The organism is Catenulispora subtropica (assembly GCF_039531675.1).
Taxonomy (GTDB): Bacteria; Actinomycetota; Actinomycetes; order Streptomycetales; family Catenulisporaceae; genus Catenulispora; species Catenulispora subtropica.
The window spans coordinates 79977-103300 of record NZ_BAAAQM010000038.1; the positions used below are offsets into that span (position 1 = coordinate 79977).

Below are 23324 nucleotides of genomic sequence, written 5' to 3' on the forward strand. Positions count from 1 at the left end.
GACTCCTCCTCGCCTCCGCATCCGCGGCGGTCGCCTCGGATGCGGCAGCCACCGGGCGGGGGGGATCCCCGGTGGCCAGGCTCCTGATAGCCGCGATCACGGAAGTCAAACGGGCACTCGATCAGATCGTTTGGGTGCCCGGGCGGGCGGGCACGTCTTCCTCCTCGCGACCGAGGAGGAGGCTGGAGCCTGTGCGGGCACCGCGGATCATGATCCTGGGCGATTCGCTCGCCAGCGGGATGCAGGACGACTACACATGGCGGTGGCGGCTGGGCGAGCACTATCGGCGCACGGACACGGCCGCCGAGTTCGTGGGACCGTACAGCGGGACGTTCTCGATGTACGAGGATCCGGTACTGCTGGCGCTCGTGGAGGGGCGGTCGGCGCCGACGGGTGTCGAGGCCGCGAATCCGATGACGGGTCCCTATCGAGACGGCACTTTCGCAGGACGGCACTGCGCGCGACCGGGGTGGACCGCGCACGCGGCGCGCGGCGCCGTCCGTGACGTGGTCGCGGCCGAGCAACCGGACTTCCTCCTGATCCAGCTGGGGTTCAACGACCTCGCCATGGTGGGACCGCCCGAGCAGGCGCTGCGGGACCTGGGCGCGGTCGTCTCCGAGGCCCGCGCCGCCGCACCGGAGGTGACAGTCCTGGTCGCGAACGTCGCCGGGACGTCTTCGTGGGGGAACGCGTGGTTCCGGGAGACGCTGAAGGACTACAACGCCAAGCTGCCGTCGGCGCTCGCCGCATGGTCCACGCCGCGGTCCCGCGTCGCTTTGGTGGACGTCCGCAGCGGCTTCGACCCCGCCTCCGACACCTACGACGCGATCCACCCGAACCCGGGCGGCGAACTGGTCATGGCCGCCGCGTTCGCCGAAGTGCTGCGTGAGTTCGGCGTCGGCCGCCGGCCGTGGAGCGCGCCCCACGACCGGCCGAGGGATCTGCCGTTGACCGAGCCGGCGCTCGCCGCGACTCCGAGCCGGGGCGGGAGCGTGCAGCTTCGGTGGAGCCGGGTGCGGGGCGCGTCCGCGTACCGGGTCGCGATGCGGGACATCACACTCGGGGAGCGGCGCGCGCTGGGCCCCCTGCCCGTCCTGGGCGACCATTGGCGGGCCCGGGGTTTGGCGCCGGGTCATGTCTACGAGTTCGACGTCACCCCCGCTCGCGGCGAGCGGCTGGGCCGGCGGTCGAAACCGGTGCGGGTCCTCGCCGGCCCGTCAGCACCTCGACCGCCGCGAGCGCGCTGACTCGCGACGCGCCGCGCGTGGCGAGGAACGCGGTGCCTTGAGGCGGCCGGTACCGCGGCAGGCCCATTTCGACGAGGACCGCGTCCGGGCGGGCCGCGAGCAGGTCGGCGACGACGGCGGCGGTTCGAGGACGGCGGTGCAGATCGCGGACCACGAGGAGCAGAGGACGGTTCGGGTCGGGCGGTGGGACGGCATCGGCGTCGGTGTGGACCACCGTGGTGCCGGAGAGGCGGTCGGCGAGGAGGGCGCCCAGGCCCCACGCGGTGGCGCCGATCGCGGGAGTCGGCTCGTCGTGGAGTTCGATGACCAGGGGTGGGGCCGTCAGCGGGACGAGGTCGGCGCTGGTCAGCGCACGGCGGGCCGCGGTGAGGGAACTCCGGTCCGGCGCGCCGTCGATCGAGCCCGAGGATCTCCCTGGCGCGAACCGTTCGGCGAGCACCTCCACCCGCCGCGCCGCCTGCGTCAACCGCTCCTCGGTCAGCTCTCCGCGCCGCACAGCCGCCGTGATCTCCTCCCGCAGCATGCGAGCTCGCGCCTCGCCGCGGTGCGTCCCGACGCAGAGGGCGTCGGCACCGGCGGCCAAGGCTCTGACGGCGGTGCCGGCGATGCCGTAGCGGTCGCAGACCGCGTGCATCTCCAGCGAGTCGGTGATCACCAGGCCGTCGAAGCCGAGCTGTTCGCGCAGCAGGCCGGTCAGCACCGCCCGGCTGATCGTCGCCGGGACGTCGTCATAAGCCGGCAGCCGGATGTGCGCCGTCATCACCGCCGCCACCCCGGCTTCGATCGCGGCCCGGAACGGCGGCAGCGCCACCGCCTCGAACGCCTCGCGGTCCTCCGCCACCACCGGCAGGTCGTGGTGCGAGTCGACCACCGTGGAACCGTGGCCCGGGAAATGCTTGGCGCATCCGGCGACGCCTGTCGCCTGCAGGCCCCTGACATAGGCCGCGCCGTGTGCCGCGACCGACTCCGGCTCCGCGCCGAACGAGCGGGTGCCGATCACCGGGTTGCCGGCGGCGGTGTTCACGTCGACGACCGGCGCCAGGTCGACGTTGACCCCCAGCCCGGCGAGCGTCGTGCCGATCGAGTGGGCGACCTCGCGGGTCAGCTCCGGGTCGCCGGCCGCCCCGAGGGCCAGGTTCCCCGGCCACGGGCTGCCCTCGGCCAGGTGCAGCCGGGTGACGTCGCCGCCCTCCTCGTCCAGCGCGATCAGCAGATCGGCGCGCTCGGCCCGCAGGCCGGCGGTGAGCCGCGCCAGCGCCTCCGGCCCGGCCATGTTGTCGTGGTAGAGCACGACGCCCCGCACGCCCTCGGCGATCCGGCGCCGCAGCCAGTCCGGCACGGCCGTTCCGGAGAACCCGGGGAAGACGGTGGCGTCGGCCCGGCGTTCGAGATCGGTGTTCATGAGGCTCCGCATTCGTCGAGCAGCCGTTCGCGCGCGGCTCGGAGTGTGTCCGGGTTCTGATGCAGCACGCCGAGCGCGTGCAGCGCGGCGCCGGCGACGGGAGGCAGGTCGACCGTCCGCAGCACGGCCCGCGGCGCGACGCCGGCGAACCCGGCGGCCACCCGTGCCGCCAGCCGCGGGTGCCCGGCGGCCAGGATCCCGCCGCCGAGCACCACTTCAGCCGGATCGTCCAGAAGGTCGAGGCGTCGCAGGGCTGTGACACCCATCGCGACGATCTCCTCGGCCAGCCGGTCCACGAGCGCGAGCGCCACCGCGTCCCCGGCCGTCGCGGCGTCGAACAGCGGCCGGGCCAGTCCGGGCAGCGCCGCGTGGTGGAGGGCGCCGGTGTGCAGCGCCTCGGTCACCTCCGCGACCGAGGCGCGGCCGAAGTACTCGGCGACCGCCGTCCGCAACACCGTCTCGGGCCCGCGACCGTCCTCGGCCCGCGCCGCGTGCCAGAGCGCCCCGGCACCGAGGTCGATGCCGCCGCCCCAGTCGCCGGAGATCGCGCCGAGCGCCGGGAACCGCGCCACCCGGCCGTCTGCGGCCAGGCCGACGCAGTTGATCCCGGTACCGCAGACCACTGCGACACCCGTCCCGGACCGCGATCCCGCGTGCAGCACCGCGAACGTGTCGTTCGCGACGTGCACCCGCTCGGCCCAGCCGCGAGCGGCGAACGCCTCGGCCAGCACGGCCTCCTCAGCCGGGAGATCGGCCCCCGCGACGAAGGCGGACAGCTGCCCGACGACGCCGTCAGCGCCGTCGAGCGCTTCGGCGATCGCCTCCCCCAGCGCGTCCAACGCCGCACCGACACCCGTCACCTGCGGCCGGAACGACCCGCTGCGCACCCGTCGCAGCACCCTTCCGTCCCTGTCGGCCAGCACCACGTCCGTCTTGCTGTTCCCCCCGTCGACCGCGAGCAGCCTCACCGCGCGGCCCACGGCAGAAAGTCCGCGTTCCGCGTCACCAGCTCCGCCGCCAGCTCCCGCGCCGGACCGATCTGCCCGATCAGCGGATGCGCCAGAAGTGCCCGCTCCACCCGCTCGACACCGCCCTCGACCGCCGCCCGCACCGCCAGTTCCTCATACGCCGACACGTGCGCGATCAGCCCCGCATACAACGGGTCGAGCTCCGCCACCGGCAGCGGTTCGGCCCCGGCCGCGCCGATCCGGCACGGCACCTCGATCACCGCCCGCTCCGGCAGGAACGGCAGGGTCCTGCCGTTGCGCACGTTCGCCACCTGCGTCGAACCGGTGTCCCGCAGCAATCCGCCGACCAGCGCGACCGCCGCCTCCGAGTAGTACGTCCCGCCGCGCTCGCCGAGCAGTGCCGGCTTGGTGTCCAGCGTCGGGTCGGCATACAGCGCCAGCAGCTGCTTCTCCAGTTCGGTCACCGCCTCGGCCCGGGACGGCGCGCTCCGCTGCTCCTCGACCACCCGGTCGTGCCCGTAGTAGTAGCGCAGGTAATAGGACGGGATCACGCCCAGCCGCTCCAGCACGTCGACCGGCAGCATGCACCTCGCCGCCAAGCTGTCGGCGTGCTGGGCCAGCAGCTCGGGCATCACGTCCTCGCCCCGCACCCGCACCCCGAGCTCCCACGTCAGGTGGTTCAGACCGACGTGGTCCAGCTCCACCTCCTCGGGGTCCGCCCCGAGCCAGTCCCCGAACGTGTGCTGGAACCCCTTCGCGACGTTGCACAGCCCCACCGCGCGATGCCCGGCGTCCAGCAGCGCCCGCGTCACGATCCCGACCGGGTTGGTGAAGTCCACGATCCAGGCCTCCGGGGCGACGTGCCGCACCCGCTCGGCGATGTCCAGCACCACCGGCACGGTCCGCAGCGCCTTGGCGAGGCCGCCCGCGCCGCTGGTCTCCTGGCCGACGCAACCGCACATCAGCGGAAAGGTCTCGTCGCTGTGCCGGGCGGCCTGCCCGCCGACCCGCAGTTGCAGCAGCACGGCTGACGCGCCTTCCAGCGCCTCGTCCAGCGCCACGGACGTCACCACCCGGCCGGGATGGCCGAGCCGGGAGAGGATCCGCGCGGAGACCCCGCCGACCAGGGAGAGCCGGTCGGCGGCGGCAGGCACGTCGACGAGCACCAGCTCCTCCAGCGGGAGCTGTCCGTACAGCCGGGCGAACCCGTCGGCCAGTTCGGGGGTGTAGGTGGAACCGCCACCGACGACGACGATCTTCAACCCTTGACTCCTGTCATGGTGACGCCCTCGATGAAGGCGCGCTGAGCGAAAAAGAACACGATGATCACCGGGGCCATGGCGATCACGGTGGCGGCCATGGTGAGGTTCCACTCCACGGCCTGGGACGTGCGGAATCCGGCGAGCCCGACGGCCAGCGTCCAGTGCTGCGGGTTCTCCCCGGTGTAGATGAGCGGCCCGTAGTAGTCGTTCCAGGCCGAGAAGAACTGGAACAGGGCGACGGCGGCGACGGCCGGCTTCATCATCGGCAGCACCACCCGGACCAGGGCCCTGATCTCGCCGCAGCCGTCGATCTTGGCGGCGTCCAGGTACTCCTGGGGCAGCGTCAGCAGGAACTGGCGCAACAGGAACACCGAGAACGCGTCGCCGAACAGCGACGGCACCACCAGCGGCCAGACGGTCCCGGTCAGGTGCAGATGCGCCCAGAACAAGTACATGGGGATCACCAGCACCTGCGGCGGCAGCATCATCATCGTCAGCACCGCCAGGAACGCGGTGTTGCGGCCGCGGAACCTGAAACGGGCCAGCGCGTACGCGATCGGCACGCTGGACACCAGCATCGCCGCGGTGGCCAGCACCGCGTACACCACCGTGTTGCGGAGCCAGGTGAACACCGGCGCGCGCCGGAACACCTCGGCGTAGTTGGACCACTGCCAGTGCCGCGGCCACAGGTCCGGGGTGAGCGCCTGCTGGTCGGTCATCACCGAGGTGAGGACGATGAACACCAGGGGGAACGTGAACAGCACGACCAGGCTCACCGCGACCGTGTGATCCGCGATCCAGACCAGGATCCGGCGGCGGCGGGCCCGTGCCACGGAAGCGCGGCGGGCTGAGACGGCCGGGGTGCCGGCACGTCCGGGAGCGACGGCGGTCACGACGCGGCCTCCTGCGGAGTGAAACCGGACGCCCGGCGGAGCAGGACGACTGTGGCGAGCATGGTGGCGGCGAACAGCAGCACGGCCAGCGCGCACGCGTAGCCCATGTGGAACTGGCCGAAGCCGACGACGTACAGCCATTGCGAATACGTCAGGGTGCTGCCGTTCGGGTAGCCGGGCGGCACGCCGATCCGGCTGTTCCCGGCGGTCTGCTGCGCCACGACGGCCTGGGTGAAGTACTGCAGGGCGGCGATCACGCCGGTCACCGCCGAGAACAGCAGGACCGGGGAGATGGTCGGCAGCGTGATCCGGCGGAACCGCTGCCAGGAGCCGGCGCCGTCGAGCGCCGCGGCCTCGTAGAGCTCGGCCGGGACGTCCAGCAGCGCGGCCAGGAAGATCACCATGCTGCTGCCGCTCCCCCACAGCGCCAGCAGCGCCAGGCCGGGCTTGGACCACGTCTCGGACGTGAACCACAGCGGCTGCGGCAGCCCCAGGGCGTGCAGCAGGTGGTCGACCGGGCCGGTGCCGGGGGTGAACAGGCACACGAAGGCGACGGTGGCGGCGACCGGCGGCGCCAGCGCGGGCAGGTAGAACAAGGTGCGGTAGATCCCGGCTCCGGCCTTCAGCCGCGCGGTGACCATGGCGACGCCGAGCGCGAACAGCAGCTGGGCCGGGACCATGATCGCGACCAGCCAGCCGGTGTTGCGGACGGCCTGCCAGATCGAAGGGTCCTGAGTGAACAGGTAGCGGTAGTTGCGCAGGCCGACCCACTTGGCCGGGGAGATCATGTTGGAGTTGGTGAAGGACAGGTAGACGGTGGTGAGCAGCGGATAGATCAGGAACAGCCCGATCCCCACCACGCCCGGCGCGAGGAAGGCGGCCACCACCAGGCGGCGGCGGTGGGCCGCCGCCCGAGGGGCGAGCACGTGCGGGATCGCCATGTCAGGACCCGAGCGAGAGTGCCGCGTCGTTCTGCTTGTCCAGCTCGGCCAGTCCCGCCTTGAGGTCCGGCACGCCGCCGTCCTGCCACTTCTCGGCGAAGGGCTCGAAGTTGGTGACGTAGGCGCCGCCGTCGGCCGCGGCCGGGGTCGTCGACGTGTGCGGGTTCTTGTACACGTCCAGGAACGTCTTGAAGTGCGGGTCGGAGGTCAGCGTGAGCTGCGGGGAGTCCAGCGCGGGCAGCGTGGTCGGCACGTTGCCGACGTCGTTGGCCAGGGTGACCAGCGCGTCGGTGTCGGTGGACAGGAACTTCACCAGCTTCCAGGCCGCGTCCGGGTGCTTGCTGCCCTTGGGGATGCCGATGACGTTGCCGCCGACGTAGCCGGAGCCGTACAGCTCGGGATGGTCGTCGGCCGCCGGGATCGGAGCGGTGCCGTAGTCCACGGCGGACTGGTCACCCTTGATGAACGCGGTGCGCCACTCGCCGTCGACCATCATCGCCAGGTTGCCGGCTTCGAAGGCGTTCTGGGCCGACTGCTCGGGCGCCATCGCGGTCTTGAACGCCTTGAGCTTGTCCGCCCCCATCGTGTCGACGAGCTTCTTCTGCCAGGTGAGCGCGGCGGCGAAGGCGGGGTCCTGACTGGTGTTGGACTTGCCGTCGGCGGTCAGCCACTGACCGCCCCATGCGGTCACCAGGTGCTCGGTCACCATCTCGTAGCCGCCCATGTAGGGCATGAAGCCGGCGACCCTGATCGACCCGTCGCCGTTGTAGGCGGTCAGCTTCTTGGCGTCGTCGGCGAGCTCGGACATGGTCTTCGGCGGTTCGGCGATGCCCGCCGCGGCGAACAGCTTCTTGTTGTAGTAGAGCCCGAAGGTGTCGGCCAGCCACGGCATGGTGCAGCGCTTGCCTTTGAAGGCGGTGTAGTCCTGGACCGCCTTCGGGATCACCGACAGGTCCACCTTGTCGGCGGCGATGTCCGGCCCCAGGTCCTGCATACCGCCGGAGGAGCACCACCCGCCGACGTTGCCGGCGTTGAACGAGGCGGCGACGTCCGGTGCCGTACCGCCGCGCACAGCCTGGTTGATCTTGTCGTCGGTCTGGCCCTTCACCGCGTTCACCGTGATGTACGGGTACTTCGCGTGGAACTTGTCCAGCACCTTGGCCACCGCGTCGACCTCGCGGTCGTCGGTGAACGCGTGCCAGAACGTGATCGTGACCGGTGTGGTGTCGTCCGCACCGGTGCGCGCCTTCGGTGCCGACCCGGAGGCGTCGGTGCCACCGGTCCCGCAGCCGGCGAGCAGCGCGGCGGCGCATAGCAGGGCGGGGATCGAGACCCGGGCCCGTCGCAGTGGGGTTCTCATGAGCAGAGGTGTTTACCAGTTGGCTTACCAGTTGCGCAATGGGTTGACCAGTTGCCGGTCGCTCCGGCAGGATGGCGGCACCGGGGCGCCTTCGGCCTGCCCGGAAAGGCCCCGCACAGCACGCACCACGCATCACGAAGGAGTCCCATGGACGGCAGCCCCTCGGCGTCCGCCGAGGCCGGCCGGCTCAAGCGCGACCTGGTCCGCGACCATCTGCTGGACCTGGTGGAGACCCTGGAGCCGGGGCAGGCGATCCCCTCGGAGCGCCGCCTGTGCGCCGAACTGTCGGTGTCCCGCCCCACGGTCCGCGCCGTCGTCGACGACCTGGTCCGCGACGGGCTGCTGGTCCGCCGCCACGGCCAGGGCATGTTCGTGGCGCGCCGCAAGATCGCCCAGAACCTGGCGCCGGCGACGCAGGGCCCGGCGACGGCCCACGCGGTGGCCGGCGTGACCGGCACCTGGAGCAGCCGCACGGTGGACTTCACCCGCATCACGGCCGGCGCCCGCGTCGGCCGCCGGCTCCGCCTGGCCCCCTCGGCACCGGTCCTGCGGGTCACCCGCCTCCGCCTGGTCGACGGCGAGCCCATGGCGGTGGACACGCTGTACCTGCCGGAGGAGCTGGTACCCGGCATCACCGCCGCGGACCTGGAGGAGAACTCCTTCTACGAGCTGTTGGAAGTCCGCTACGGCATCGGCGTCACCGAAGCCGTGCAGACCATCGAGCCGACCGTGACCGACGAGGAGGAGGCGGCGCTGCTCGGCGTGCCGCTGCACTTCCCGGCCCTGCTGTTCGAACGGGTCACCGAGGACGCCGACGGCCGCGTCGTGGAGTTCGCGCACTCGGTGTACCGGGGCGACCGGTACCGCGTGGTGTCCCGTCTGTCGCTCACGCGGAACCGCGGCGGCGGCCGGGTGCTGGCGGGCGAGTGGTCCACGGGGAGCGGAGACGCCGGCGCGATGCCGAGCGACCCGTACTTCGCCGCGCCGTCGGCGTCGTGATCCTTTACCGAAAACCGCGCACTGGTATTGACCACTGGTAAATACCAGTCGCATGATGTCCGCCATGACGATTCCCCCCTCCCCCGGGCGGCGGACGGCTCTGGCCGCTTCCGCCGCCGCGGCGGCGCTTCTGGTGGGCGTGGCGGCGTGGCCGGCCGGCGCCGCGCCACGGGCCGCCCGCACAGCCGGGACGACCGCGGCGTCGACCACCACAGCCTCCGCGGCCGCTCCCATCCAGGTCCAGGAATGGCTCTACCCCGGCCCCGTCGGCAACGTCACCTGCTCCGCCCCGGCCGAGTACGCCGACGGCCGCGTGCAGAACGGGATCCTCAAGGCCGAGTACATCGACATCGACACCGACGGCAGCCCCTACACCCTCCTGGCGAGCAACCCCGCCTATGCCTGCAACGGCTACAGCACGGCCAACGCCGCCGACGTGAAGGCGCACTCGGCGCAGCAGTACGTCACCGTCTCCCTCGCCGACCTCCCCTCCGAGGAAGCACTGACCGGCACCAAAGCCAAGCGTGCCGCGGCGATCTCCACCATCACCACGTTCGTGAAGAACATCGGCTTCACCGGCGCCGACGTCGACTTCGAGAACTACTGGGACTGGACCGGCGATGACCAGGCGAACTACTACAGCTTCCTGACCGAGCTCGCCGCCGGCCTGCACGCCGCCGGTCTCAAGCTCCAGGTCGAGGGCCCGCCGGACACCACCACCGGGTTCAACTACGGCACCGTGCTGGCCGACGGCGTGGACCAGGTCGTGATGATGACGTACGACGACGAGTACCAGTCCCCGGTCGGCAGCACGTGCCTGGCCTTCTCCCCCTACGCCTGGATGCAGGACCTGCTGACCTCGGCCCTCGCACAAATACCGGCCGCGCAGCAGAGCCGCTTCGTCGCCGGTCTGCCCGCCGAGGCCTACGCCGCGACGAACAAGTGCCAGAACATCACGGGCAACCTCACCGTGAAGGACATGACCAAGGCCCCGGGCTACTCCTCCGACCCGGCCGTCATCGCCTCGCGCCGCGACCCGGGCTCCGGCGAGATCCGTTGGAGTTCCAGCGGCACGTTCTACGACTACGTCGACCAGACCGCGCTCGACGCCAAGCTGCAGCTGGTCCGCAACCTGGGCATCACCCACGTCTCGGTGTGGACGCTCGGCGGCGGCAACGCCTGGTTCTCGGCCAACGCCCTGGCCCCGGTCGGCCCGACGACCTATGTCGGCGCCGCCAGCGGTCGCTGCATGGACATGCCGTCCAGCGCCAACTCCACGCGCGCCGACGTCTACGACTGCGACGGCTCCGCCAACCAGCAGTTCGTGCACGCCACCGACAACACGTTGCAGGTCCTCGGCAAGTGCCTGGACGCCCAGGGCCGCAAGACGACGGCCGGCACGCCGGTGATCCTCTACACGTGCAACGGCGGGACCAACCAGCAGTGGGCCTGGCGGGCGGACGGCACGTTCGTCGGGGTGCAGTCCGGGCTGTGCCTGGACGTCACCGGAGGCGCGGTGGCCGCGGCCGACGGGACACCGCTGGAGTTGTGGCCCTGCACCGGGCAGAGCAACCAGAAGTGGACGGCTTCGTAGTCGGCGCCTGCGACGATCACCGATCCGGGCCGGACGTCATCCGGCCCGGATCGGCATCCGGGCGACTACGCGGGGATCCTCTGTGCGCCGACGACGGTGAACAGGCTCTTCGCACCGGCGAGTTCCAGGAGCCGCAGCACCGGTGCGGACGGATCCCGCAGAGCGAAGTCGTGCCCGGTGGCGCCCACCTGCCGCATGACGTCCACCAGGACGCGCAGTCCCATGGAGTCCATGAAAGTGACTCCGGAGAGGTCCACGACCATGTCGGTGTGTTTTTCGGCCCAGGCCTCGGCCTCCGCCTGGAAGCTGGTGTGGATCGCAAGGTCGACGTCACCGGCGACAGTGAGAAGCACGCCTCGATCGCTCTGCCGTCCGGTACAGGAGAATTCCATCCCGGCCTCCCAGCCTGTGAGCCGCCGGTCGCGATGGCACGCGGCCGGCGTGGTGGGTCCAGCGTCTCCCACCTCCGCTCAGCTGTCAAATATTGCATGAATTTTTTCTCATCCTTTGGACGGGACGCGCCCCGGTGCCGCGACACCCGTAACCTGCGTTCATGGCTACCCCTGCGAACCTGACCCCGGACGAAGCATTCGCCAAGTTGATGGCGGGCAACCACCGGTTCGTCGCGGAGACTCCCGAGCACCCGAACCAGGACGCGGCGCGCCGGGCCGACCTGGCCCCGGGACAAGCGCCGTTCGCCGTGCTGTTCGGCTGCTCCGACTCCCGCCTGGCCGCCGAGATCATCTTCGACCAGGGGCTGGGCGACCTGTTCGTGGTCCGCACCGCGGGCCACGTCATCGGCCCGGAGGTGCTGGGCAGCATCGAGTACGGAGTCGCCGTCCTGCACTGTCCCCTGGTGGTGGTCCTGGGCCACGACTCCTGCGGCGCCGTCGCGGCCACCCGCACCGCCGTCGCCGAGGGCACCAGCGGCGAGGGCTACGTCCGTGATGTCATCGAGAAGGTGACCCCGTCGGTGCTGGCCGCCATAGCCGCCGGCCGCACCGACGACCGCGACTTCGTCGCCGAGCAGATCCGGAACACCGTCCACCTGCTGCTGGACCGCTCCCGCATCCTTTCGGACGCGGTGGCGAACGGCGACACCGCCGTGGCCGGCCTGGCCTACCGCCTCGTCGACGGCACCGCCGAGCTGATCATCCTCAACGGCGTCAACCACACCGCCGGCGGATCATCGTGAACGCTCGGCTCGGCGACGCCGAAGCGCTCCGGCCCTGTTCCAGGAAGTCGGCAGCCGGCCAGGCCGCCGACCACACCTGACGGAGACGGAGTCCGCGACGATCGGTGCGCCGGCCGGGCCGGTCGTCCACCGCCGACGGCGGCGTCCCGCCACGACGCTACTTCTTGGCGACGCCCGCCAGCGTCTGTCGGGTGAAGCCCCGCGGGGCGTCGCACGCCTTGCCTTCCAGCGCCTGGTCGCTGCGCGCCGTCAGCGGCGCGAAAGATCACTCGCGTCCCGCTGGTCGATTCGCCGCCTTCGCGTGGTGACGGCGGCTGGGTGTCACCGTGCGGTGAGTCGCGATTTCTTGGCCTTGTTTCCGCAGGTGTTCATGGAGCACCAGCGGCGGTTGGCGCCGCGACTGGTGTCCAGGAACAGTCCTGCGCATTCGGGGCCTTCGCAGCACTTGACGCGGTCGCGCTCGGAGGCGCCGAACACGCGGATGGCGTCCGTGGCCAGGACTCCGAGGGCGTCGCGGACAGGGGCGGTTTCGGTCAGGTGCCAGCGCATGACGTCACCGTCGAGGATCGCGACTGCTCGTCCGGCGGCGGCGGCCGCATTGAGGGTACGTACATCCTCGGGATCGGGCTGTCGTGCCGTGGCGATCGCCTTTCCGATGCGGTAGATCGCCTCGCGCAGTTCGAGCGCGTCGTTCAGGTCGCTCAGGGACGCGCCGCCGACGTCGAGCCCCGCGCTGCGCAGCCATAGCGCCAGCCGTCCGGGGTCGCCGAGCCGTTCGTAGGGTGTGGCACCGCGCCGGTCGCTGACGGTGGCGGTGAACCGGAATGCCAGGACCTCGTTGTCCAGGCGGAACACGCGCTGCGCTTCCTCGGCCATCCCGGCCTCCGTCATCGATGACACCGCCATGCGAACCATCTTAGACGGTTCGACAAACGCGGGGCCGCGTGCCATGGTTGAACCGTCTTAGGTGGTTCAACCAAGGAGGGTTTCCTGTGAGCGGCATCGCGGTCATCGGCCTCGGGGCGATGGGCCGGCCCATCGCGCGCAATCTCATCAGCGCGGGCCACGAGGTTCTCGTGTGGAACCGCACCGGCGCTGCGGTCGACGAGCTCGTCGCGGTGGGAGCGCGGCGAGCGGCATCGGTCCAGGAGGCTTTGTCCGCGCCGGTCGTCTTCTCCATGCTCTCCGACGACCGTGCCGTGACCGAGATGTTCCTCGACTCCGGCGTCCTGGCCGGCACGCCGCGTGAAACCGTGCATGTCAACCTCGCCACGGTGAGTGTCGATCTGGCCCGCCGGGCCGCGGCGGCGCACGCTGAGCACGGCGTCGGATACCTCGCGGCCCCGGTCTTCGGTCGCGTGCCGGTGGCCGAGGCCGGGGCGCTCACCATCCTCGCGGCCGGCGAGCCGGGGCTGATCGGCCGGGTCCAGCCGTACTTCGACGTGATCGGCTCGCGCACCTGGCGCATCGGCGAGCACCCCGAGCAGGCCAATCTCGTGAAGATCCTCGGCAACTACCTGATCGCCTGTGCGATCCAGTCGCTCGGCGAAGCGGTCAGCCTCGCCGAAGCCCGTGCGATCGACGCCGCGGGACTCATCGAACTGCTCACCTCGACGTTGTTTCCCGGGGCCGTGTACGCGGGCTACGGTTCGGCGATCGCCGAACGCCGCTACCGGCCCGCCGGATTCACCACCGTGCTCGGCCGCAAAGACCTGGGCCTCGCACTCGACGCCGCGGCCGAGTCCAAGGTTCCACTGCCGATCGGCCACCTGCTGCGCGAGGTCTTCGACCGCGCCATCGCCGACGGGCACGGATCCGACGACTGGGCGGCCATCGCCGAGCAGCAGCCGCGGTGATCCGCCAGGAAGAAGAGAGCGCCCCGAACTCTTCGGAGTTACGCGCACTGCCCGGTCGCGATCGTCTCCGAGCACTGATCGCGGAGACGACGGGGGCCTGAGACGCCTCGGTCCGACGCGCCGCGACTGCGCCGACCCGGGACCTAAGGCCCGGGTCGGGTCCGCGGCCCGGCCCGGGGCCGGGCGTGCCGTCAGGCCCTGGGACCGTCGCGCGCGCGGCGGGATCGTGGATCTGGAACCGCAGGGCACAGGAGCATCCGGAGGAATCATGAAGTCCACCGTCGTCGTCGGCTACGACCAGACCCCGCACAGCGAGCGCGCTCTTGTCCAGGCCGCGCGGGAGGCCGCCTGGCGCGGCGGATCGCTCACCGTCGTGCACGCCTTCGACTGGATCTCCTCGACCGCCCCGAAGACCTACGTTCCCGCCGGCGTGGGGGCGACCCTCGAACGCTCCGCGGAGCACATCGCGGGGCATGGCGCCGACCTCGCACGCTCCCGCTTCCCCGGCCTGCACGTCGACGCCGCTGTGGTGCCCGGCGACGCCGCCGAGGCGCTGACCACCGCGGCCCGCGGCGCGGACCTGCTCGTGGTCGGCAACCGGGGCCGCGGCGGTTTCACCGGCCTGCTGCTCGGCTCGGTCTCCATGCGTGCTCTGACACAGTCCTGCGTCCCCACCATGGTGGTGCGCGGCGAGCCCCGCGACCCGCACGATGTGGTCCTCGTGGCGGTCGACGTCGAGGAGCCTTCCGACGAGGTCCTGGACTTCGCCTTCGCCGAAGCCTCGCGGCGCGGAGCCCGTGTCGCAGCCGTGTACGCCTGGGACATGACCTGGACGGCCGAGTACGCCGAATACATCGGCAACGTCGCCGACGTCCGCCAGGCCACCGCGGCGGCGGCCGCCGACCTCGACGCCGCGCTGGAGGCCGTCGTGCGCACGTGGCACGCGAAGTACCCGGACGTCCACGTCAGCCACCGCGTCGCGCACGGGGCCCCCGCCGCGGTGCTGACCGAGGCCACCCACCACGCCGACCTGATCGTCGCAGGTGCCCGCCACCACGGCGACGGCCGCCACGGGATGCGCGTGGGTCCCGTCGCCCACGCGCTGGGCCATCACGCCGAGTGCCCCGTGGTGCTCGTCCCGCACGGGTGAGGTCCCGTCGCCGGGACCCCGAAGGTCCTCATGGTCAGACAGCGGTGAGAATCAGACCGCTGCTCTCTGCTTCGACGGCCTCCGGCACCGACGGAAGGTCCCGCCACGCGGCCCCGTCCCACGCCTGCCAGTGCCCGACGATGTCCTCCCCCGGTTCCAAAGCACGCAGCTGGTCGAGGTCGCCGGCGAGGTCGGCCCAGCGGGTCGGGGCGGCCGCGACGTCGGCGAACAGGCCGATCGGGGCGCCGTCGACCAGGAACCGGGCGACGGTGCCCTCGGCCGCCACAGCGGTGTGGACGAGTTCTGCCATGTCGTGTTCCTGGACCAGCAGGTCGTAGACGAGCGACCGATCGAGCCGGAGCAGCGGGTGGCTGCACAGGGCCGCGAACTGCTCCATCCGCGCGCGACGTGCGACCGCATCGGGCTCGCAGGGCTCGAAGGTGGTCGCCCGGCCACTGCCGGTGTTCTCCAACCAGCCGATCTCCTGTCCGTCGAACCAGACGGCCGCGGTGAACGCCTGCCCGCAGGACAGATCGAGGGTTCTGAGATCCGTGACGCACGGGTAAGGGGTCGGCACGGCGAGGCCGCTGTGCGGCAACGTGACGGTCGGCATGGTCGTTCCTCCAGTGTGGTGCCTCGACGCTAGGTTTCGGCGAACCAGCCGGTCAACGGGTCCCGGGCGGATGAATGCCGGGGTTTCCGGATGATTCATCTCTTGACAGCGGCGCCAGGCGGAACGGTGCGCCTGCTCAGCCGGGCGCCACGACGATTCATCCGGTCATTCATCCGCTTCCCGGCGATTGACCGGCGGTGCCGGCGGGCGAATCATGGGCGGACCGGAGCCGCGAGGCCGTCATCGAGAGGGAAGACCATGGACGAACCGGGCCTGTGGTCCGCCGCGTCCACCGCCCCCGGCGAGCGCGAGCTGAAGTTCCGGGTCCTCGCCGACCGGCTCCGCCGCGAGATCCGCCAGGACGGCTGTGCCCCCGGCCGGCGGCTGCCCACGGAGGCGCAGCTGGCCGCATCGTTCGCGGTCTCGATCAGCACGGTCCGCCGTGCCGTCGACGAGCTGGTCGCCGAGGGCCTCGTCCTGCGGCGGCAGGGGTCGGGGACGTTCGTCCGCGACCAGCGGCCCGAGAAGGTGCGCCCGACCCTCATCGGAGTCGTGGTGCCGCACAGCAGCTTCTACTATCCGCAGGTGCTGCGCGGAGTCGAGGAGGTCCGCGCGGCGGCCGGCGCGCGCGTCCAGCTCACCTGCTCGGACTACGACCAGGCCCTCGAGCTCACGATGCTCGACGAGATGCTCGAAGCCGGCGTCGACGGCCTGCTGCTGGTGCCCACCCTGAGCGGTCCCGAGCCGGCCGGCGCCTATCTGCGAAGGCTCACCGGGCTGCCGGTCCCGGCCGTGTTGATGGAGCGGCGCGGCGGATCGCTGGACGACGCCACCGAGCACGTGTGCACGCATCACGCGGCCGGCGCCTATGACGGTGTCCGGCACCTGGCGTCGCTCGGCCATCGCAGGATCGGCCTGGCTCTGCGCTCCCCCAGCCCGACGGCCGCCCCGGTGACCGCGGGCTATCGGCAGGCGGTGGCCGAACTCGGCGGCGAACCGGCCGAGTTCGAGTCCGCGCTGGAGGAGTGGGGACCGGCCACCGCCGACCGCTGTCTGCGCCGGCTCCGCGAAGCCGGTTGCACGGCCGCCCTGTGCTTCGGCGACCGCCAGGCCGCGCTGCTGGTCTCGGCGGCCCGGCGGGCCGGGCTCGGCGTCCCGGGCGACCTGGCCCTCGTGGCCTACGACGACGAGATCGCGGACATCCCCGACGTCCCGCTGACCGCGGTGGCCCCGCCCAAACGGCTGATCGGCCGTACCGCGGCCGAGTTGCTGCTGAACCGGCTGCGGAATCCGGGACAGCCACCGCGCCAGATCCTGCTCCGGCCCGGCCTGACCGTGCGCACGTCGTGCGGGGCGGCGGACCGCTCCAGCAAGGAGATCCTCCGTAGGACGCCGACGCCCGGGCACGGTTCCCGTGCCCGGGCCTGGCCTGCTTCCGCCTGAACGCTCGTCGGGGCTTCGTCAGGACTTGGTGATGGAGAAGATGTGCAGCGCCGGCTGGTTCGGCAAGGTGATCGCGACCAGGCTCTTGCCCGCGCTGATCGCGACCGGTGCGTAGGAGACCACGTAGTCGGTGCCGAAGTTCGCCGGTCCGGTCGGGGTGTCGCGGTGGGTGGCCGTGACCGCGGTCTCGTCCCCGAAGGCCGTCGGGTTCGCCGTCAGCCAGTTCGGGAACCCGAACGTGGCGGTGCTGCTGGTGCCGTCGCTGTAGTGGAGGGTGATGGTGCCCGAGACGTCGCCGCCGCTGGAGGCGCCCAGGAACCCGAGCGTGGTGCCGGACCCGAAGTAGTCGATGGTCTGCCCCTGCGCGGTGATGCTGTCGAAGCGGCCCGAGCCGTTGTCCAGCCAGTCGAAGCTCTGCCCGTTGACGGTCACCTTGCCGCCCGCCGTCGCTCCCCCGGCGGCGAGGGCGTCGGCGGAGAAGCTGTCGCAGACCCGGTCGAAGCAGCCTTCGGTCGCGGCGTCGTCGTCGCTGATCGACGTGGCGTTCAGCGCGGTCCGCCAGGTGGCGAAGTGCCCGGACTGGTTCGGGTGCAGCCGGTAGAGCACGGCGCTGGTGGCCGGGACGTCGGCCGAGATGGTGCCGCTGCCGGCCGTGACGGTCTTCGACCACAGGTCCTTGAGCGTGAAGTCGGTCGAGGACGTACCGACGGCCGAGCCGGTGGTGGAGACGGTCTGAGCCGACGTGGACTTGTTGAGCAGCAGCACCGCGATGTCGCCGCCGGCCAGCGGCTTGGCGTACACGTCGGCGGTGGCGGTGGTGGAGATCAGCCTGCCCTGCACACCGAGCCGGTCCTGGTCGACGGCGATCACGTCGGCGTTGCCGGCGTCGGCGACCACCTGCGTGGTGAACCCGGAGGTCCCGGTCACCTTGATGTTCAGCGGCGCGGCCAGCACCGCCCAGAGGCTGAACTCGGCCTGCTGCTGCGTCTCGGTCATCGAGGACTGGCCGATGGTGAGCTGGTCCAGGTCGTTGAAGTGCCCGGCGCGGGCGAACTGCGCCGAGGCGACGCCCTGGGCGGCGACGGTGAGCATCGAGGACCAGTTGCCGCCGCCGGAGTCGGCGGCCATCCGCCACTCCTGCGCGGACAGCCCGGCCCCGGCCATGACCTCCTTGAACAGCGCGCTGCCGGTGCTCGCGTCGTCCCAGTTGAAGTACGCCGGCGCCGACTCGTTGAGCACCATGTGCGTGCCGTAGGAATCGTTCGCCGCCGCTATGGCGGTCGCGGCGTCCTGGTAGGCGGTGACAGCCTGGTCGGCGTCGTTCTGGGTGTTCAGCGGCCAGCCGTTGGAGGTGTTGTCGTAGTTGTAGCAGTAGTCCATCTTGATGTAGTCCACACCCAGGGACGCGAAGTAGTTCATGTCCTGGGTGAAGTGGCCCCAGCTGCCCGACCCGCCGTCGCAGGTCTTGGTGCCGCCGTCCTCGTAGATGCCGAATCTCAGACCCTTGCTGTGCACATAGTCGATCGTCGCCTTGATGCCCTGCGGGTACTTGCTCGGCGACGCGATCAGATCGCCGTTCGCGTCCCGTCCGCCCGAGCAGTCCGGCAGCACCGTCGTGCTGCCCCAGTCCTCGCAGTTCGCCTGGACCATCCAGTCGTCGTCGACCGCGATGGTGTTCCAGCCCGCCTTCGCCAGACCGTCCGAAGCCGCGGCGTCCGCGTCCTGGCGCACCAGCGTGTCGTTCGTCTGCCGCCAGCTGCCCGGCCGGATGATCATCGTCGGGACGCCCTGCAACGTGTGGTCGGCGATGTTGCCGGGCGCCGACACCGCGCCCGCGGTCGGCACGCCGGCGGCCCACAACACTCCCCCGGCGGCGACCGCCGCCATGGCCAGCGACACGGAGATCGTTCCTCGTCTTCTCAAGGCACACCTGCTTCCATGAGTCCTCGGTGCACGCCGGCATCGACGCTCGGCCCGGCCGGGAGGGCAGGGCGAACGCCGTCGTGCGTGCGGGGGATCCGCGTCGAGCCTCGGCTCCGCGGGTTGCCAGAACCGTAGATTCCCTGTTCCGGCCGGTCAACGTGTCGTCAACGGATGACCGGGCACATGTTTCGACCGGTGACGGGGCCCGACCTTCTCGGCGAGCTCCAAGGGGTCTTTCGGCCCGGGTGGATCGGGACCTCAGGTTCTGACCCCGGGCCGGCCCGCGACCGACAATGAAGTCATGACCTGTGATCCCGGGTCTCGGTGGCGCGCTCAGCCGGTGACCCGGCGAGCGGAAGGGTGCGGATCATGAAACCCCGCGTCGTCGTCGGCTACGCCCCGGCGCTCCACAGTGAACCGGCGCTCGACGAGGCGGCCGCCGAGGCAGTGCGGCGGGACGCCGTGCTCCTCGTCGTGCACGCCTTCCAGCCGGCCCCTTCGTCGTCCGAGCAGCGCGCCCACCTCGCTTCCGAGGACACGACGCGCCCCGGGCACGCCGCCGCACTGCGGATCGCCGAGCGGGGCGCCGACCACGTCTGTTCCCGGCATCCCGGTCTGGAGGTCCGCGCCCTCGCCGCCGACGGCTCCGTCCCGGCCGTCCTCGCCGACGCCGCCGCCGAGGCCGACGCCGAGCTGCTGGTGGTCGGTCATCGCGGTCAGGGCGGACTCGCCGAACTCGTGCTGGACTCGGCGGCGGTACACCTGGCGTCGAGCCCCGGCCGCCCCACGATGATCGTCCGCCGCCGGGCGCCGGAACGCCGCGGCACCGTGCTCGCAGCGATCGACCTGCGGGATCCGGCCGACGGGGTCCTCGCCTTCGCCTTCGAGGAAGCCCGCCTGCGGGGGGCCAGTCTGGAGGCGATCAGCGTCCGGGACTCGTTCTGGCCGCCCGTCTACGCCGGCGACCCCGACGACTTGCGCAGGTCGGCGGTCCATGCCGAGGACAACGCAGTCCTCGCTCTCGAACGCATCCTCCGCCCCTGGGAGACGGCTTACCCCGACGTCCCGCACCGCCGTCAGCTGCTCCACGGCTCCCCCGGCGCCGTCCTCACCGCCTCCTCCTCGTACGCCGACCTCGTCGTCGCCGGAGCCCACCGCCACGGAGCCGACGCTCTTCCGGTCGGCGACGCGCACATCGGTTCGACCGTCCACCCGCTCCTGCTCCGGGCCGACTGCCCGGTCGTGATCATTCCGCAGGGCTGACCCCACCGCTCCCGCCGGAACCATGGACACCGTTTCCAGGGACCTTCGGCTCTGCGCAGCCGGGCCCGCGCGGCGAGAGTGGTAAGCATGGATGCCGCCTCCGGGTCCCCCGCAGTCGCGAAGCCGACCGCGGCCGATCCGCGCGAGCCGTTGAACGACCTCTTCCGGGACCTGGACAGCCGCCCCGACGGGTTGTCGGAGCGGGAGGCGGCGCGCCGGCTCGTGGTGCACGGGCCCAACACGCTGGTCCGGCACGGCGGCCCCAGGTGGCCGCGCGAGCTCGCGCGGCAGTTCACGCATCCGCTGGCGCTGCTGCTGGCGCTGGCCGCCGTGCTGGCCGCGGTCACCGGGCTCCCGGGCCTGACGGTCGCGATCTTCGCGGTCATCGTGCTGAACGCGGTGTTCGCCTTCGTGCAGGAGATGCAGGCCGAGCGCGCGGTGGAGGCGCTGGCGGCGTTCCTGCCCGAGCACGCGCGGGTGGTGCGCGACGGCGGCGCGCGGGTCGTGGCGGGCGCCGACCTGGTACCGGGCGATCTGCTGCTGCTCGACGAGGGTGAGCGGGTCTGCGCCGACGCGCGCCTGGTGGACGGCGGGCTGGAGGTGGACCTGTCGGCGCTGACCGGCGAGTCGGTGCCGGTGTACCGGTCGGCCGAGCTGCTGGACACCAGCGGGCCGCTGGTGTCCAGCCGCGATCTGGTGTTCAGCGGGACGATGATCACCGGCGGCGAGGCGCGGGCGGTGGTGACGGCCACCGGGATGCGGACCGAGCTGGGGCGGATCGCGGCGCTGAGCCAGCGGGTGCGGCGGGACGAGAGTCCGCTGGAGCGGCAGGTGAAGCGGGTGGCGTGGCTGATCGCCGTGGTGGGCGTGGGCGTGGCGGCGGCGTTCCTGCCCGTGGGGCTGGCCGCCGGGCTGTCGGTCGGCGCGGCGGCCAGCTTCGCGATCGGGCTGCTGGTCGCCAACGTCCCGGAGGGGCTGCTCCCGACGATCACGCTGGCGCTGGCGGTGGGCGTGCGCGACCTGGCACGGCACGGGGCCGTGATGAAGCGGCTCTCGGCGGTGGAGACGCTGGGTTCCACGACGGTGATCTGCACGGACAAGACCGGGACGCTGACCGAGAACCGGATGCGGGTGACACGGCTGTGGACTCCGGGGGCCGCGTACCAGCTCGACCCCGGTGAGCCGCCCCATGTCGACGGGCCTCGCGCGGGCGCACCGGACGCACGGGACGCACCGGACGCATCGGGTACACCGGGTACACCGGGTACACCGGACGCCCCGGTTCCTCCGGACGCGATCGTGGAACTGGTCCGGGCGGCGGCCTCCTGCACGACCGCGACACCGTCGAAGGGTCCTGATGATCCGGCCGTCGGCGACCCCACGGAGCTGGCGCTGCTGGAGGCGGCCGACGAGCTCGGGCAGCACTCGGTGGCGGCCGGACGGGACCCGGCCCGGCTGGCCGTGTTCCATTTCGACCCGCGGCTGCGGCTGATGTCGACGGTTCAGGACGCCGGCGGCGGACGCTGGCGGCTGCTGGTCAAGGGCGCGCCCGAAGCGGTGCTGGAGCGGTGCGCCGGCCTCACCGCCGGCACCCGCGCCGCGATCGGCCGCGAGATCGACACCCTGGCGGGCGCCGGCCTGCGGGTGCTCGCGGTGGCGCGCCGGGACGGCGGCCCGGGCGAACCGGCGCCGTCCGACCGGATGGGCGCCGAGCAGGGGCTCGTCCTCGTCGGACTGGTCGCGATGCTGGATCCGCCGCGATCCCAGGTGGCGGCGTCCATCGCCACGGCGCACGCCGCCGGCATCCGGGTCCACGTGGTCACCGGCGACAACGGCCTGACCGCGGCGTCGATCGCGCGCCGGGTCGGCGTCGGCCGGAGCGGGCTGCGGGTCGTCACCGGCGAGGAGCTGGACGCCCTGAGCGAGGCCGAGCTGGACGCGCTGCTCACCGGCCCGGAGGAGATCGTCTTCGCCCGCAGCTCCCCGGAGGACAAGCTGCGGATCGCCGACGCGCTGCGCTCCCTGGGCGAGGTCGTGGCGATGACCGGCGACGGTGTGAACGACGCGCCGGCCCTGCGCCGGGCCGACATCGGCGTGGCGATGGGCCGCTCCGGGACCGAGGTGGCCCGCGAGGCCGCGACGATGGTCCTCACCGACGACGACTTCGCGACCATCGTGACCGCGGTCGAGGACGGCCGCCGGGTCTACGACAACGTCCGCAAGTTCATCCTCTACATCTTCGCGCACCTGCTGCCCGAGCTGGTGCCGTTCCTGATCTTCGCCCTCGGCGGCGGCCTGGTGCCGCTGCCGCTGACGGTGATGCAGATCCTGGCCGTCGACCTGGGCACCGACACCGTCCCGGCTCTGGCGCTCTCCCGCGAACCCGCCGAGCCGGGGCTGATGGACCGGCCGCCTCGGAAGCGGTCGCAGGGGGTCATCGACCGGGCGCTGCTGTTCCGCGCGTGGGTGTTCCTGGGATCGATCTCGGCGAGCCTGGTGCTCGCCGGGTTCTTCCTGACGCTGCTGCGAGCCGGCTGGCATCCCGGCGACCCGGTGGGGTCGGGGACGGCGCTGCACGAGTCCTACCGGCAGGCCACCACGACCGCGTGGCTGGGCATCGTGTTCTGCCAGATCGGCGTGGCCTTCGCGGCCCGCACCGACCACGCCTCGCTCCGGTCGGTCGGGGTGTTCACGAACCGGCTCCTGCTCGTCGGCGTGGGCGTCGCGCTGGGCTTCGCGGCCCTGCTGGTGTACCTGCCGGCCGCGCACTCGGTGTTCGGGACCGCGGCGCTGGGCCCGGCGGAACTGGCGACGGTCGCGCCGTTCCCGGTGATCGTGTGGGGCGCGGACGAGATCCGCCGGGCGGTGCGCAGGCGGAGAGCCCGGAGGCCGCGCGGTGTGAGCTGAGGGGCCGTCTTCCGTACCGCCAACGGACGACACGCCGAAGTCGGTGGCCCCCACGGCCGCCTCGCAGTCGGCACGTTGCTGCCGCTGCCGGTTGGTCTGCTCCGTGAGAACCTCAGAAGAGCCGTTCGGCCCCGGCCGGTGCCGGATCGGTGCGCTGGGCTGCGCGCCGGGTCGTAACGGCACTCCGGCCGCCGGTGAGACGCTGAGGAGCGAGGTCATGAGACACCGCTTGGTCCTGAACATCATGACGTCTGCCGAGCACGTGATGGTCGTGCAGGCCGACACGCCCTTCAAGGAGATCGCGCGCC

Annotated in this window: 19 protein-coding genes; 9 read left to right on the plus strand and 10 right to left on the minus strand. The window is 71.9% G+C overall.

The genetic code is table 11. From position 1 onward, the window contains the following. Nucleotides 1-191 precede the first annotated feature (191 nt). Nucleotides 192-1247, plus strand: a complete 1056-nt coding sequence (locus tag ABD466_RS28500) for a GDSL-type esterase/lipase family protein (RefSeq protein ID WP_344660269.1) — start codon at nt 192-194, stop codon at nt 1245-1247. On the opposite strand, the gene ABD466_RS28505 is transcribed toward ABD466_RS28500, so the two are convergent. From ABD466_RS28505 to ABD466_RS28530, 6 genes are read right to left on the minus strand one after another with little or no spacing between them, the layout of a single operon-like run. Then, nucleotides 1153-2649, minus strand: a complete 1497-nt coding sequence (locus ABD466_RS28505; protein WP_344660270.1) for a glycoside hydrolase family 3 protein — start codon at nt 2647-2649, stop codon at nt 1153-1155. The genes ABD466_RS28500 and ABD466_RS28505 overlap by 95 nt on opposite strands. Then, nucleotides 2646-3629 carry an N-acetylglucosamine kinase gene (locus tag ABD466_RS28510; protein WP_344660271.1) on the minus strand — a complete coding sequence of 328 codons (984 nt, stop codon included), beginning with the start codon at nt 3627-3629 and terminating at the stop codon, nt 2646-2648. Before ABD466_RS28510 ends, ABD466_RS28505 begins: the two co-directional genes overlap by 4 nt. Beyond that, complete coding sequence (locus ABD466_RS28515; RefSeq protein ID WP_344660272.1) at nt 3614-4879, minus strand: 6-phospho-beta-glucosidase; 1266 nt, start codon at nt 4877-4879, stop codon at nt 3614-3616. Before ABD466_RS28515 ends, ABD466_RS28510 begins: the two co-directional genes overlap by 16 nt. Continuing rightward, on the minus strand, nt 4876-5772 hold the full coding sequence (locus tag ABD466_RS28520; RefSeq protein ID WP_425558764.1) for a carbohydrate ABC transporter permease: 897 nt from the start codon (nt 5770-5772) through the stop codon (nt 4876-4878). The genes ABD466_RS28515 and ABD466_RS28520 overlap by 4 nt, the downstream gene beginning before the upstream one ends. Next, nucleotides 5769-6713 (minus strand): carbohydrate ABC transporter permease, encoded by a 945-nt coding sequence (locus ABD466_RS28525; protein WP_344660273.1) that lies wholly within the window; start codon nt 6711-6713, stop codon nt 5769-5771. Before ABD466_RS28525 ends, ABD466_RS28520 begins: the two co-directional genes overlap by 4 nt. A gap of 1 nt (nt 6714) precedes the next feature. Beyond that, nucleotides 6715-8073, minus strand: a complete 1359-nt coding sequence (locus ABD466_RS28530; RefSeq protein ID WP_344660274.1) for an ABC transporter substrate-binding protein — start codon at nt 8071-8073, stop codon at nt 6715-6717. Between the two features lie 147 nt (nt 8074-8220). On the opposite strand from ABD466_RS28530, the gene ABD466_RS28535 reads away from it, so the two are divergent. Both ABD466_RS28535 and ABD466_RS28540 read left to right on the plus strand, forming a co-directional pair. After that, nucleotides 8221-9072 (plus strand): GntR family transcriptional regulator, encoded by an 852-nt coding sequence (locus tag ABD466_RS28535; RefSeq protein ID WP_344660275.1) that lies wholly within the window; start codon nt 8221-8223, stop codon nt 9070-9072. Between the two features lie 64 nt (nt 9073-9136). Further along, nucleotides 9137-10666, plus strand: coding sequence for a ricin-type beta-trefoil lectin domain protein (locus ABD466_RS28540; protein ID WP_344660276.1), 1530 nt, complete (start codon nt 9137-9139; stop codon nt 10664-10666). A 65-nt stretch (nt 10667-10731) separates the two neighbouring features. Here ABD466_RS28540 and ABD466_RS28545 read toward each other — a convergent pair whose 3' ends face one another. After that, nucleotides 10732-11058, minus strand: a complete 327-nt coding sequence (locus tag ABD466_RS28545; protein WP_344660277.1) for an STAS domain-containing protein — start codon at nt 11056-11058, stop codon at nt 10732-10734. A gap of 161 nt (nt 11059-11219) precedes the next feature. On the opposite strand from ABD466_RS28545, the gene ABD466_RS28550 reads away from it, so the two are divergent. Then, nucleotides 11220-11861 (plus strand): carbonic anhydrase, encoded by a 642-nt coding sequence (locus tag ABD466_RS28550; protein ID WP_344660278.1) that lies wholly within the window; start codon nt 11220-11222, stop codon nt 11859-11861. Between the two features lie 321 nt (nt 11862-12182). Here ABD466_RS28550 and ABD466_RS28555 read toward each other — a convergent pair whose 3' ends face one another. Then, nucleotides 12183-12737 (minus strand): CGNR zinc finger domain-containing protein, encoded by a 555-nt coding sequence (locus ABD466_RS28555; RefSeq protein WP_344660279.1) that lies wholly within the window; start codon nt 12735-12737, stop codon nt 12183-12185. Nucleotides 12738-12853: 116 nt separating this feature from the next. On the opposite strand from ABD466_RS28555, the gene ABD466_RS28560 reads away from it, so the two are divergent. Continuing rightward, on the plus strand, nt 12854-13717 hold the full coding sequence (locus ABD466_RS28560) for an NAD(P)-dependent oxidoreductase (RefSeq protein ID WP_344660280.1): 864 nt from the start codon (nt 12854-12856) through the stop codon (nt 13715-13717). 268 nt (nt 13718-13985) lie between these two features. Continuing rightward, complete coding sequence (locus ABD466_RS28565; RefSeq protein WP_344660281.1) at nt 13986-14867, plus strand: universal stress protein; 882 nt, start codon at nt 13986-13988, stop codon at nt 14865-14867. Between the two features lie 34 nt (nt 14868-14901). Here the strand turns inward: ABD466_RS28565 and ABD466_RS28570 are convergent, their stop codons facing one another. Continuing rightward, entirely contained in the window at nt 14902-15480 is a 579-nt protein-coding gene (locus ABD466_RS28570; RefSeq protein WP_344660282.1) for a hypothetical protein, read from the minus strand. Nucleotides 15481-15738: 258 nt separating this feature from the next. Here ABD466_RS28570 and ABD466_RS28575 point away from each other — a divergent pair, with 258 nt between their 5' ends. After that, on the plus strand, nt 15739-16923 hold the full coding sequence (locus ABD466_RS28575) for a GntR family transcriptional regulator (protein ID WP_344660283.1): 1185 nt from the start codon (nt 15739-15741) through the stop codon (nt 16921-16923). 18 nt (nt 16924-16941) lie between these two features. On the opposite strand, the gene ABD466_RS28580 is transcribed toward ABD466_RS28575, so the two are convergent. Continuing rightward, complete coding sequence (locus ABD466_RS28580; RefSeq protein ID WP_344660284.1) at nt 16942-18822, minus strand: glycoside hydrolase family 27 protein; 1881 nt, start codon at nt 18820-18822, stop codon at nt 16942-16944. A 393-nt stretch (nt 18823-19215) separates the two neighbouring features. Here ABD466_RS28580 and ABD466_RS28585 point away from each other — a divergent pair, with 393 nt between their 5' ends. Further along, entirely contained in the window at nt 19216-20109 is an 894-nt protein-coding gene (locus ABD466_RS28585; protein ID WP_344660285.1) for a universal stress protein, read from the plus strand. A gap of 87 nt (nt 20110-20196) precedes the next feature. Beyond that, complete coding sequence (locus tag ABD466_RS28590; RefSeq protein ID WP_344660286.1) at nt 20197-23016, plus strand: cation-translocating P-type ATPase; 2820 nt, start codon at nt 20197-20199, stop codon at nt 23014-23016. Nucleotides 23017-23324: the final 308 nt, after the last annotated feature.

Coding starts and splice junctions, on each gene's coding strand:
- ABD466_RS28575 (WP_344660283.1), top strand. CDS start 15,739: ATGGACGAACCGGGCCTGTGGTCCGCCGCGTCCACCGCCCCCGGCGAG.
- ABD466_RS28585 (WP_344660285.1), top strand. CDS start 19,216: ATGAAACCCCGCGTCGTCGTCGGCTACGCCCCGGCGCTCCACAGTGAA.
- ABD466_RS28545 (WP_344660277.1), bottom strand. CDS start 11,058: ATGGAATTCTCCTGTACCGGACGGCAGAGCGATCGAGGCGTGCTTCTC.
- ABD466_RS28525 (WP_344660273.1), bottom strand. CDS start 6,713: ATGGCGATCCCGCACGTGCTCGCCCCTCGGGCGGCGGCCCACCGCCGC.
- ABD466_RS28565 (WP_344660281.1), top strand. CDS start 13,986: ATGAAGTCCACCGTCGTCGTCGGCTACGACCAGACCCCGCACAGCGAG.
- ABD466_RS28540 (WP_344660276.1), top strand. CDS start 9,137: ATGACGATTCCCCCCTCCCCCGGGCGGCGGACGGCTCTGGCCGCTTCC.
- ABD466_RS28550 (WP_344660278.1), top strand. CDS start 11,220: ATGGCTACCCCTGCGAACCTGACCCCGGACGAAGCATTCGCCAAGTTG.
- ABD466_RS28570 (WP_344660282.1), bottom strand. CDS start 15,480: ATGCCGACCGTCACGTTGCCGCACAGCGGCCTCGCCGTGCCGACCCCT.
- ABD466_RS28590 (WP_344660286.1), top strand. CDS start 20,197: ATGGATGCCGCCTCCGGGTCCCCCGCAGTCGCGAAGCCGACCGCGGCC.
- ABD466_RS28530 (WP_344660274.1), bottom strand. CDS start 8,073: ATGAGAACCCCACTGCGACGGGCCCGGGTCTCGATCCCCGCCCTGCTA.
- ABD466_RS28505 (WP_344660270.1), bottom strand. CDS start 2,649: ATGAACACCGATCTCGAACGCCGGGCCGACGCCACCGTCTTCCCCGGG.
- ABD466_RS28555 (WP_344660279.1), bottom strand. CDS start 12,737: ATGGCCGAGGAAGCGCAGCGCGTGTTCCGCCTGGACAACGAGGTCCTG.
- ABD466_RS28535 (WP_344660275.1), top strand. CDS start 8,221: ATGGACGGCAGCCCCTCGGCGTCCGCCGAGGCCGGCCGGCTCAAGCGC.